Source organism: Rhodoplanes sp. JGI PP 4-B12 (genome assembly GCF_900188135.1).
In genome coordinates, this window is record NZ_FYEN01000007.1 from 1 (window position 1) to 11,870 (window position 11,870).

Below are 11,870 nucleotides of genomic sequence, written 5' to 3' on the forward strand. Positions count from 1 at the left end.
AACCAGCCAACAGACCGAAGATCACGGGATTGGGAAAACCGATCAGCCAGGCGCCGAGCGATACAATACTCGCAATCCCGATATTGACGATCGTCACGACGGTCAGATAGCTGGCGAGATTGCGCTCGATATCGCGCATGATCTTCAAAAAGCGCAGTTTGGCGTCACGGCCGCCGAACAGAGCCACGACCTGATTGCGCAGTTGTATTTCGCCGATCAGGAAAAACAGCAAGGTCGTGAAGAAAAGGACGAGCTCCCCCGCCGCGGGCGTGATGAAGGCAACGACCGGCAACACGACATTGGAGGCCGGCACATTGACGTTCAGCCCGGCGCTGTCGCCGAACAGTGCCGTTTCCAATTCGTGCAAGGCGGCCAACGGCTGATCGAGCACGGCGAGCTTGTCCCTGACGCTGGCGCCGATCTCCGGCGCCCGGCCGATCCATTCGCTGACCGGTTTGGCGAGCGCCATGGCGCCGAGGCTCAATGCGCCGAACCCGAACAGCAGGATCAGGATCGCAGTGATCCAGGTCGGAATCCCAAATCGCTTGGCTGCCTTCACTAGCGGTGCAAGCGTGAGCGCCAGCACCGCCGCCGCCAGGATCGGCAGCACGATGGCGCGGCCGGTATAAAGAAAGGCGCCGAATAGAAGCAGGAAAATACCGATGGTCGCGCCGTGGCCGGCGGACACCCACATCCCGCCGACGCTGTCGACGGGCAGCGGATCGCTGATGAGGAGTTCGTGGCGAACCTCGCGGTCGGCCGGGGTATCGTCCACCAAACACTCCGTCTGCCGCCGCGCCCGCCGCTGATCTCGCCGCCTTAACGCCAGCGCGAAGGGCTCGGTTCCTCGGCCGCCAATATAACGGAGACCCTTTCCGCACCGCACCCGGCTTGTTAGAAGGCGCAACCGACGCCATAAGCTCAACAATGACCGAACCCAAAGCGCGCGATTACAGCGAAACGCTGTTTCTGCCCAAGACCGATTTTCCCATGCGCGCCGGCTTGCCGCAGCGGGAGCCGGAAATTCTCGCGCGCTGGCAAAAGCTCGATCTGTACGCGCGGCTGCGGGCTGCGGCGGCGGGCCGGCCGCGATTCGTGCTCCACGACGGTCCGCCTTACGCCAACGGCAACATCCATATCGGCCATGCGCTCAATAAGATTCTTAAGGACGTGGTGACGCGCAGCCAGCAGATGCTGGGGTTCGATTCCAATTACGTGCCGGGCTGGGATTGCCATGGCCTGCCGATCGAATGGAAGGTCGAGGAAGAGAATTACCGCGCCAAAGGCAAGCCGAAGCCGGATCTGTCCAATCCGACCGCGCTGGTCGAATTTCGCCGCGAGTGCCGCCAATTCGCCGAGCACTGGATCAAGGTACAGCGCGAAGAATTCGAGCGGCTCGGCGTGGTCGGCGATTGGGCGCATCCCTACACGACGATGGACTACTTCGCCGAGGCGCAAATCGCACGCGAACTGATGAAGTTCGCGGCTAACGGCACGCTCTACCGCGGCTCGAAGCCGGTGATGTGGTCGGTGGTCGAGAAGACTGCGCTTGCCGAGGCTGAGGTCGAGTACGAAGATTATGTATCGGATCAGGTGTGGGTGAAGTTTCCTCTGCGAAGGACTGATTCCAGTTCCTCGCGTGGAAAGTCACCCGATCTCAGTGGAGTCGCAGTTCTGATCTGGACGACGACACCCTGGACCATCCCCGGAAATCGGGCGATCAGCTACTCTCCCAAGATCGAATACGGCCTCTATCAGGTGGTGGACGCGCCATCGGACAACTGGGCGAAAGTTGGGGACCGTTTTCTCCTCGCAGATAAGCTCGCTATGGACGTGTTTCGGCAAGCGCGCGTTACCGCGTTCAAGCGGTTGGCGCCGATGCCAGCCGAAAGGTTGTCCGGATTGTTATGCGATCATCCGCTCAAAAAGCTCGCCGGCTATGACTTCGCGGTGCCGCTTTTTCCTGGCGACCACGTCACCGAGGACACCGGAACGGGATTCGTGCACACCGCGCCAGGCCATGGCCGCGAAGACTTCGACCTCTGGACCGCGAACACGGCCAAGCTAGTGGCGCAGAGCATCAACACGACCATTCCCTACACGGTCGATGCGGACGGGCGGTTCACCGAGCAAGCACCGGGCTTCGCCGGCAAGCGTGTCCTAACCGAGACGGGCGACAAGGGCGACGCAAACGAGGCGGTCATCAAAGCCCTGGTCGAGGCTGGCATGTTGATTGCGCGGGGCCGGCTAAAACATCAATATCCGCATTCATGGCGCTCGAAGAAGCCGGTGATCTTTCGCAACACGCCGCAATGGTTCATTGCGATGGACAGGCGGATCGCTTACGCCCCGGACAAGTCCGGGGCTATGGACATCGACGGGCATCGCGACACGTTGCGCCATCGTGCGCTTACCGCGATCAAGGCGACCCGCTGGGTGCCAACGCAAGGCGAGAACCGCATTACCGGAATGATTGAGAGTCGCCCCGATTGGGTGATCTCGCGCCAGCGCGCCTGGGGTGTGCCGATCACGCTCTTCATCAAGGAAAAGCCTGACGGTTCGGTCGAGATTCTCAACGATGCCGACGTGAATGTCCGCGTCATCGAGGCCTTCGAGCAAGAAGGCGCCGACGCCTGGTACAAACCCGGGGCGCGCGAGCGTTTCCTCGGCAAGCGCGCAAACGATGGCTGGCAGAAAGTTGATGACATCCTCGACGTCTGGTTCGATTCCGGATCGACCCACGCATTTGTGCTTGAGGACCCGCAGCATTTTTCAGCGCTCGCCAACATCAAGTGCAAGGCGGATGGCGGCGGTGAGGCGATCATGTATCTGGAAGGCTCCGATCAGCATCGCGGCTGGTTTCAGTCTTCGCTGCTGGAAAGCTGCGGCACGCGCGGGCGTGCGCCGTTCGACATCGTGCTGACCCACGGTTTCGTGCTCGACGAGGACGGCCGCAAAATGTCGAAGTCGCTCGGTAATGTCACGGCGCCGCAGGATGTGATGCGCAATGCCGGCGCCGACATTCTGCGCATGTGGGTGTGCGCCGCCGATTATGAGGATGACCTTCGTATCGGTGCTGAGATCCTGAAAACGACCGTCGATACCTATCGCAAGCTGCGCAACACGCTGCGTTGGATGCTCGGCAATCTGGCGCATTTTCATCCCGCCGATCGCATCGCGCCGGAAGCCATACCGGAAGCTTTGCCGGAACTCGAACGGCTGATGCTACATCGGCTCGCCGAACTGGATCGGCTCGTCCGTCAGGCCTACGCGGATTTCGATTACAAACGCATCTTTGCCGCGCTCAATGCGTTCATGACGGTCGATCTCTCGGCGTTCTATTTCGATATCCGCAAGGACGCACTTTATTGCGATCCCTATTCGTCGGCGAAGCGCAAATCGTGTCTCACGGTGCTGGACCATTTGTTGCGCGCCACTGTTTGCTGGCTCGCGCCGATGCTCTGCTTCACGGCGGAAGAGGCGTGGCTGGCACGCGATCCGGCGGCACAATCGGTGCACCTTGAGCCTTTTCCATCCGTGCCGGCCGGCTGGTGCAACGACGTGCTCGCTGAGAAGTGGCGTAAGCTGCGCATTATTCGTCGCGTCGTTACCGGCGCGCTGGAAATCGAGCGCGCAAACAAGCGGATCGGTTCCGCGCTCGAGGCGCATCCGATTATCCATGTCGCCGATCCAGACCTGTTCGCCGCGGCCGTGGACGTCGATCTCGCCGAACTTTGCATCACCTCGGGCGCGGTTCTGGTCGAAGGCGAGGGCCCGCCGGACGCGTTCCGGCTGCCGGACGTGCCCGGTGTCGCGGTGATTCCGCGGCTTGCCGAAGGACGCAAATGCGCGCGCTCCTGGAAAATTTCTCCTGCGGTCGGGCTCGATCCACAATTTCCGGATGTCACGCCGCGTGACGCGCAGGCGCTGCGTGAATGGGAAGCCATGCGCAAGGCGGCCGAGTAGCGGCCGAGTAGGGGGCTACATTGACCGCTGCGGTGCCTCATCGCCCAACCGCTTCCTACCTGTGGGGACGGTTGACTGCGTTTGGCTTGACAGTCGCGGCGCTGACTTGCCTTGCCGATCAGGCATCGAAGTTCTGGCTGCTGTTTGACTTCGATCTCGGCGGCCGCGGCCATTTTCCGATCACGCGCTTTATCGATCTGGTTCTGACCTGGAATACCGGGATCAGCTACGGCCTGTTTCCGCAGCAAGGGCCGATCGGCGAATGGGCTTTGTTTGCTTTCAAAGTTGCTGCGGTCGGTTTCCTGTGGGGCTGGCTGGCGCGGGCAACATCACGGCTGACCGCGGGATCGCTTGGGTTGATCATCGGCGGCGCCGTCGGCAATGCCATCGACCGGCTGCACTGGCCGGGGGTGATGGATTTCGTACTTTTCCACATCGAAACACCAAGCTTCGAATTTCGCTGGTATGTGTTCAACCTCGCTGATGTCGCGATTGTTGCGGGTGTGGTGGTGCTGCTGTATGAATCGCTATTGGGCGGTGCCGCAAAAGCGCCCTGATCGCGTATAATAAACGCTTGGAGGGCTTTAATTATTCCGATTTTCTAGGCCGCATGCCGGCCGGGGGCGTGCAAAGGGGTTCAATGCAAAGAGTTCTCTTGGGGCGAAATTGGGGGTGAGGGTATGTCGCTGTATCGGGCCGTAGGCCGTGCCTGGACCGGCCGCCACACCGGCAATGGCGGCCGCAGGTCAGCCATTCACGTCGCCTTGGGCGCTGTGCTTACTGCTGCAACAGTCTGCACGTGCGGGTCCGTTGTGCGCGCCGGCGACTATGACGATCCCTCAGGCCAGTCGTTTGGTACAAGAGTTCTCCACGCGATCGGCCTGCCCGATCCCGACCATCCGGAATATGAAATCAATTACAGCGAGCGTTCGCCGCTGGTCGTGCCGCCAAACCGTAGTCTGCCCGCGCCAATTGCGACCGAGCGCCCGCCTGCGCCCAACTGGCCGCAGGATCCGGACGTCAAGAAGCGGCAAGCAGCCAAAGACGAGAAGGTCGTGCCTCACGGCGACCGCGTCATTGAAGAGGGCCGACCGTTGCGGCCGGACGAATTGATTCCGAAGGGAAGTCGTGCCAGCGCGACTTCGAACTCTGGCGGGATCGAGCCGAAAAAGAGTGGCTTGCTCAATTTCGATTGGTTCAAAAAAGAAGAATATGGCACGTTCACCGGCGAGCCGCCGCGGGCCAACCTGACCGATCCGCCGCCCGGCTACCAAACGCCTTCGCCGGATCAGCCGTACGGAATTCCGCCCGAGCGCAAGGCCTACAAACCAAAGACGCTCGGCGAGCGCATGGAGCCGGCGCGATAAGAGACGGACCGTTGCTTCCGCTCACAGAAACAATAGGCGGAAGGCAGCACGCGGCACGCCAGGCGGAGATGAGGGTGGCTAAATTTCTGTTGCTTCTTGTCGCGCTTGGCAGCGCGACTGCAAGCGCTGCCTATGGCAGCGCCGAGGTCAGCCATTTCACCTTGGCCAACGGCCTGGAAGTTGTCGTGGTGCCCGATCATCGCGCGCCGGTTGTCACGCATATGATCTGGTACAAAGTCGGCGCAGCCGACGAAACGCCTGGCAAATCCGGTCTGGCGCATTTCCTAGAACATCTGATGTTCAAGGGCACAGAGAAAAATCCCGGCGACGCTTTCTCGCGGCAGGTCGCGGAGATCGGCGGCCAGGAAAACGCGTTCACGGCGAGCGATTACACCGGATTCTTTCAACGCGTCCCGCGCAACAACCTCAAGGAAGTGATGGCTCTGGAGGCTGACCGCATTACCGGCTTGGTGCTCACCGACGACGTGGTGCGGCCCGAACTCAATGTTGTGCTCGAAGAACAAAATATGCGGGTCGCAAACAATCCGGCCGCGCGGCTGTCGCAGCAGATGGATGCCGCGCTCTACCTCAATCATCCCTATGGCCGCCCGGTTATTGGCTGGCGGCAGGAAATCGAGCGGCTCGATCGCAACGATGCGCTGGCCTTTTATCGCCGCTTCTATAGCCCGAACAACGCCATCGTGGTCGTTGCCGGCGACGTTAGTGTGGACGAGGTTAAAGCCGATGCCGAGGCGACCTACGGCAAGGTTGCCGATCGCATCGAAAGCAAGCCGCGCCGCCGGCCCATGGAGCCTGCGCAGGAGGCGGCGCGCACGGTGACGCTCGCGGATTTCCGTGTCGAGCAGCCGAGCGTCAACCGCGATTATCTCGTGCCCTCGGAAACCTCAGCGCAAACCGGTGAGAGCGAAGCGCTTGAAGTGCTTGCCCATGTACTGGGCAGTGGCGAAAACTGCCGGCTTTACCGCAAGCTCGTCGTCGACCAAGCGATTGCGCTGAATGCCGGTGCTTTCTATGCGGGCACCGCCCTCGATTACGCAAAATTTGCCGTCTTCGGGGCGCCCAAGCCGGGCACCTCGCTGCATCAGCTTGAAGCGGCAATCGACGACATTCTCGCCGAGGTCATTGCGCGGGGCATCACCGCCGATGAGCTCGAACGCGCCAAGACCCGTCTGATCGCCGACGCTGTTTATGCCGAGGATAATCAGGCGAGTTTAGCCCGCTGGTATGGTTCGGCGCTTGCGACCGGGCAGACAGTCGAAGCTGTGCGCCGCTGGCCCGACCGCATTCGTGCCGTTTCCACGGACGCTGTGCAGAAGGCCGCCCGCACTTGGCTCGATAGCCGCCGTTCCGTTACCGGCTATCTCGTCAAAAGCCTCCAATCCGAGGAGAAGCGATCGTGAACTCGGTCTCACCGGCTCGGCGCTGTTGCCGCTTTTCTACCAGGCGTAGGGCGGCGACGCCGTTGCGCCTAGCCCGTGTTGCGGCAGCGATCGCGGCAGCAGGCATTCTTTTCATGGCTTCCGCCCAGGCGACCACGATCGAGCGTGTGATAAGTCCCGGCGGGATCGAAGCGTGGCTTGTGCACGAGCCGGCGGTTCCTTTGATTGCGGTGGATTTCGCTTTCGCGGGCGGCGCTGTGCAGGATGCGCCCGGCAAATCAGGTACCGCGACATTGGCGGTTTCGCTCCTCGATGCCGGCGCGGGGGATCTCGATTCAAAAGCGTTTTCGGATCGGCTCGAACGCAAAGCGATCCAAATGGGCTTTTCGGCCCAGCGTGACACGATCCGCGGCACGATGCGTACCCTGGTCGAAAATCGCGACGCCGCTTTCGATCTTTTGCAGCTCGCCGTTACGGCGCCGCGTTTTGACGCCAAGGACGTCGAGATCAGCCGCGCGCAAGTGCTTTCACTGTTACGTCGCGAGACGACGAGCCCGGCCGATATCGCCAACCGCCGCTGGTGGGAAACGGCTTTCGAAGGCCATCCTTACGGCCGGCCGGTGAATGGCACCGCGGACACAGTATCGAGCATTTCCATTGCCGACCTTAAATCCTACGTGCACCGCGTTCTCACGCGGGGAAATCTTACGATCGCCGTCGTCGGCGACATCGATGCGGGGACGTTGAAGCCCCTGCTTGACCGGACATTCGGCGCACTGCCGGAGAAGCCTGAACTCGTTCCGATTGCCAATGTCGCGCCGCAAGGGCTCGGGCGGCGTATCGAGGTCAGCCTCGACGTGCCGCAGACCGTCGTCGATTTCGGCGGGCCGGGAATCTTACGCCAGGATCCGGACTTCATGGCCGCTTATCTGGTCAATCACATTCTCGGCGGCGGATCGTCGGCCTCGCGGCTTTATCAAGAGGTGCGCGAGAAACGCGGCCTCGCCTATACGGTTTCCGATGGCCTTGTCTGGCTCGACCACACCGCGGTGTTGCTCGGCGGTACCGCGACGCGGGCCGACCGGGCCGGCGAGACGATCGATCTCATCCAAAGCGAAATCCAACGTTTTGCCGAGACCGGGCCGACCTTCGAGGAGCTGATGGAGGCGAAGAAATATCTCAACAGCGCCTTTGTCCTTAATCTCGACAGCTCGACCAAAATTGCTGCCTTGCTGGTGCAGTTGCAGCTCGACCGACTCGGCCCCGACTATATCTCGCGGCGCGCTGCCATGATCGATGGCGTGACGCTTGAAGATGCGCGTCGTGTGGCCAAGCGGTTGCTCGACAAGGGCCTCCTGGTCACAGTTGTCGGCAAGCCACAGGGCTTCGTCTCGACCAAGGCGAATTAGCCTTCTCCATCAATCGGGACCGCCGATTGCGATCGGATTCGGCTCGCAATCATTGCGGCGTGATCCCGGCAAGCTTGGCGGCTTCGCGCATGTTTTCGTAATCGGCGCGAATGAATTCGGCGAATCCCTTCGGGGTCATCTGCTCGGCTGAAGCGACTTCCGAACCGAGGCCGATCAGTCGCTCGGCGGCTGGACTGCCTGGGCTCAAGCCTTGTGCGATTGCCGTCTGCAGCTTGTCCACGATCTCCGCCGGCGTTTTCGCTGGAGCGACAACCCCGATATAGCTTTGCGCGGTGAAACCTTTCACGCCGCTTTCGTCGAACGTCGGTATATCCGGCGCAACCTTGGAACGATGGGCCGCGGCTATGGCGACGATGTGAGCTTGCTGGGCCTGATGAAGCGGCAATGCGGTAGAAAACTCCGTCATCGCCCCATCCACTGTGCCGCTCATCAGATCGGGCATCAGTGCACCGCCGCCACGATAGGGGACGTGAGTGATGTTGGCGCCGGTAGCGGCCTTGAGCCGCTCTAGCGTCATGTGGGTGGCGCTGCCAATGCCACTGGTCGCGACCGTCAGCGGCGTGGTCTTGGATTGGGCGATCAGTTCGGTCATGTTTTTTGCTTGGACCTTGCTGCTCATGATGAGGGCGTGCGGCACGTAGCTCGTTAGCGAAACGGCGACAAAATCCTTCAGCGGATCGTAGCCAAGATCGGCATGCACAAATGGGTTAACCGTCAGCGGCCCATTGGACCCGACCAAGAGCGTGTAACCGTCGGGCGTAGCATGGGCGACGAATTCGGCGCCGACTCCGCCGCCGGCTCCGCCCCGGTTCTCGACCACCACCGGCTGGTTGAGCGTCTTGCTGATTAGATCGCCCGTTATGCGCCCGACAATGTCGGCATTACCGCCGGCGGCGAACGGCACGATCAGATGGATCGGCCTTTCAGGATAGGCGGCCAAAGTCCTCCGCACCAACAACGGGAGAACGGATGCCGCTCCGAGCGCGGCGAGGAATATGCGGCGTGGAATGGTCATCACGGTTCTCCCTGTTATTGCGCGTTATTGCTTGCTTCATCTCTAAATCGGCCCACACACTATCAACTATACAATTCTAGTACGGTTTTGGATTTGAAGTTTCTATGAGAGCTTCCGACTGAACTGTAGAAACTTCAAACCCGCCGCGCTAGGAATTGGCAATGATTCCGGTCACCGCCAACATTACCCTTGACGAGGGCGAGATCGCCGAATCCTTCGTTCGGGCCTCGGGACCTGGCGGGCAGAATGTCAACAAAGTTGCCAGTGCGGTGCAGCTTCGCTTCGACGCGCGCCGCTCACCGTCGCTGCCGCCTGAGGTCCGCACGCGGCTGGAGCGCTTAGCGGGCTCGCGACTGACCCGCGACGGCATCATCGTCATTACCGCGCAGCGGCATCGCGCGCAGGCGCGCAATCGACAGGATGCACGCGAGCGCCTGTTGGATCTTATCCGCCGCGCGGCGCGTCCGCCGCTCAAACGGCGGGCAACCAAGCCCACCGCGGCGGCACGCGAGCGCCGCATCGAAGGCAAGAAGCGCCGCGCCGGCATCAAGCGGCTGCGGCGAACGAAACCCTCGTTCGACTGAGCCGATTACCCCGACGCCCTTCACCCATTCAAGGCTTGGTATTGCGCGGTCTCGAGCGCGAACAGGCCGGCGCCCAAGGCGGCGATGCCGAGCGCCATCATGACGATCGCGTAGAGAAACAGCGATTTGCTCGCACCTTCGCGGCCGCGTTGCCGTCGCTGCGCCAAAAACAGCGCGCAACCGATGCCGTATACCAGAACGCCGCAAACGGCGAGGATCGCCCCAGGCAAAAAACGGCTCATCGCTTAATCCCCAATGCAGCATAGGCGGAATAGACAATCCGGGCTACGGTTGGCTTCGACTCGCCAGTGCGGTGGATTTGAAGTTCCTACAGTTCAGTCGGAAGCTCCTATAGGAACTTCAAATCCAAAAAACCGCACTAGAATTATATATTTGCTAGTGTCCCTTTGATTCCGAAGTTCGCATGAGAGCGTGCCGATAAAGCGTACGAACTTCGGAATCAGGACACTAGTCGAAGCCGCCGATTATGACCGTCCGACAACTCAGCGAAGCCGTCGTCAACCGCATTGCCGCGGGGGAGGTCGTCGAGCGGCCGGCGAGCGTCGTCAAGGAACTTGTGGAAAATGCGCTCGATGCTGGCGCACGGCGCATCGAAGTTGTCACCGATGGCGGCGGCCGCCGTCTCATCCGTATCAGCGACGATGGCGAAGGCATGACGCGCGCCGATTTGGCGCTTGCGGTGGATCGGCATGCCACATCGAAACTCGCCGACGACGATCTTGTCTCGATCCGTACGCTCGGCTTCCGCGGCGAAGCCTTGCCATCAATCGGCGCGGCGGCGCGGCTTGCAATCACCACTCGGCACGCCGACGAGCCTCATGCCTGGACGATCGAGGTCGACGCCGGTGTGAAATCCGAGGTAAAGCCCGCGGCGCTTGGCCAAGGCACGCGCGCCGAGGTGCGCGATCTATTCTATGCCACGCCGGCCCGGCTCAAATTCCTCAAAAGCGATCGGACTGAGGCTGAGGCGGTGCGCGAGGTGGTGCGCCGCCTCGCCATGAGCCGACCCGACGTCGCGTTCACGCTGGCCGGCGAGCGGTCGCCGCTGCATTTTCCTGCTGCCTTGCCGGGCACGGCTGGCCGCCTGGCACGGCTCGGCGACGTTCTTGGCGCGGATTTCCGTGCCAATGCGGTCGAGATAGCGGCAGAACGCGAGGAGATCAGGATTGAAGGTTTTGCCGCGCTGCCGACGCTCACGCGGGCCAATTCGCTCGGTCAATACCTTTTCGTCAACGACCGGCCGGTTCGCGACAAGCTTTTGATTGGGTCTGTGCGCGCGGCCTATGCCGATTATCTGCCGCGCGACCGTCATCCACTGGTTGCGTTATTCGTGTCGCTGCCGGCGCGCGAGGTCGATGTCAATGTGCATCCGGCCAAAGCCGAGGTGCGCTTTCGCAATGCCGGATTGGTCCGCGCGCTGATCGTGCATGCGCTCAAGACCGCATTGTCGCGTGAGGCCGCGCGCGCGGCGACAACCGGTGGTGCGGCGACCATTGCGGCGTTCCGAACCTCGCCTCGGGCCTTACATACCAGTGCGGGCTGGCAGCGCTCGGCCGTCCGGATGCGCGAGATCGGCGGATCCTTTGCGCCGCTGCGCGGCTTCGCCGAACCGGCGCAATCGGCATTTGAGGTGGGCGTCCCCACAGCGGACTTGCGTGCGGACTTGGGTGCGGGGTTCGACAGTCACGCTCCCGATCGTTCATCGCGGCAAGAAACCGGCGGCGGTGAGGGTCTCGATCATCCACTCGGCGCCGCGCGCGCGCAGGTTCATGACACTTATATCGTGGCGCAGACCCGTGATGGACTTGTCGTTGTCGACCAGCACGCCGCCCACGAGCGTATCGTCTACGAGCGCCTGAAAGAGGCGATCGCCAAGAATGGCGTGCCCAGACAAATCCTCCTCATTCCGGAAATCGTCGAACTCGATGAGAGCGATGTCGAGCGGCTTGTCGCCCGCGCCGATGAGCTCTCGCGCTATGGCCTGGTCATCGAGACTTTTGGCCCGGGCGCTGTTGCTTTGCGCGAGACCCCGGCGCTGCTCGGCGAAATCGACGGCGCCGGCCTGATCCGCGATCTCGCCGAGCACA

General features: G+C 61.7%; 10 protein-coding genes. 7 read left to right on the forward strand and 3 right to left on the reverse strand.

Annotated elements, in window-relative coordinates; translation table 11 throughout:
* A partial coding sequence (locus CFA80_RS00515) for an AI-2E family transporter (RefSeq protein WP_088518422.1) occupies positions 1–775 on the reverse strand: 775 nt, incomplete at its 3' end.
* Positions 776–927: 152 nt separating this feature from the next.
* On the opposite strand from CFA80_RS00515, the gene ileS reads away from it, so the two are divergent.
* The 5 genes from ileS (at position 928) to CFA80_RS00540 (ending at position 8,142) form a co-directional block, all read left to right on the forward strand.
* The gene (gene ileS / locus CFA80_RS00520) at positions 928–3,966 is read left to right on the forward strand and encodes an isoleucine--tRNA ligase (protein WP_088518423.1); all 3,039 of its coding nucleotides are present in this window, start codon (positions 928–930) and stop codon (positions 3,964–3,966) included.
* Between the two features lie 71 nt (positions 3,967–4,037).
* Entirely contained in the window at positions 4,038–4,523 is a 486-nt protein-coding gene (gene lspA, locus CFA80_RS00525; protein WP_088518424.1) for a signal peptidase II, read from the forward strand.
* Between the two features lie 123 nt (positions 4,524–4,646).
* A complete protein-coding gene (locus CFA80_RS00530) occupies positions 4,647–5,333 on the forward strand; it encodes a hypothetical protein (protein ID WP_088518425.1) in 687 nt (228 codons plus the stop codon).
* A gap of 68 nt (positions 5,334–5,401) precedes the next feature.
* Positions 5,402–6,754, forward strand: a complete 1,353-nt coding sequence (locus tag CFA80_RS00535; protein WP_088518426.1) for a pitrilysin family protein — start codon at positions 5,402–5,404, stop codon at positions 6,752–6,754.
* A gap of 113 nt (positions 6,755–6,867) precedes the next feature.
* Complete coding sequence (locus CFA80_RS00540) at positions 6,868–8,142, forward strand: pitrilysin family protein (protein WP_088518431.1); 1,275 nt, start codon at positions 6,868–6,870, stop codon at positions 8,140–8,142.
* 49 nt (positions 8,143–8,191) lie between these two features.
* On the opposite strand, the gene CFA80_RS00545 is transcribed toward CFA80_RS00540, so the two are convergent.
* Positions 8,192–9,178 (reverse strand): tripartite tricarboxylate transporter substrate binding protein, encoded by a 987-nt coding sequence (locus tag CFA80_RS00545; RefSeq protein ID WP_088518427.1) that lies wholly within the window; start codon positions 9,176–9,178, stop codon positions 8,192–8,194.
* Positions 9,179–9,339: 161 nt separating this feature from the next.
* On the opposite strand from CFA80_RS00545, the gene arfB reads away from it, so the two are divergent.
* Positions 9,340–9,762 carry an alternative ribosome rescue aminoacyl-tRNA hydrolase ArfB gene (gene arfB, locus CFA80_RS00550; protein WP_088518428.1) on the forward strand — a complete coding sequence of 141 codons (423 nt, stop codon included), beginning with the start codon at positions 9,340–9,342 and terminating at the stop codon, positions 9,760–9,762.
* 20 nt (positions 9,763–9,782) lie between these two features.
* Here the strand turns inward: arfB and CFA80_RS00555 are convergent, their stop codons facing one another.
* A complete protein-coding gene (locus CFA80_RS00555) occupies positions 9,783–10,004 on the reverse strand; it encodes a hypothetical protein (protein WP_088518429.1) in 222 nt (73 codons plus the stop codon).
* 245 nt (positions 10,005–10,249) lie between these two features.
* On the opposite strand from CFA80_RS00555, the gene mutL reads away from it, so the two are divergent.
* A partial coding sequence (gene mutL, locus CFA80_RS00560) for a DNA mismatch repair endonuclease MutL (protein WP_088518430.1) occupies positions 10,250–11,870 on the forward strand: 1,621 nt, incomplete at its 3' end.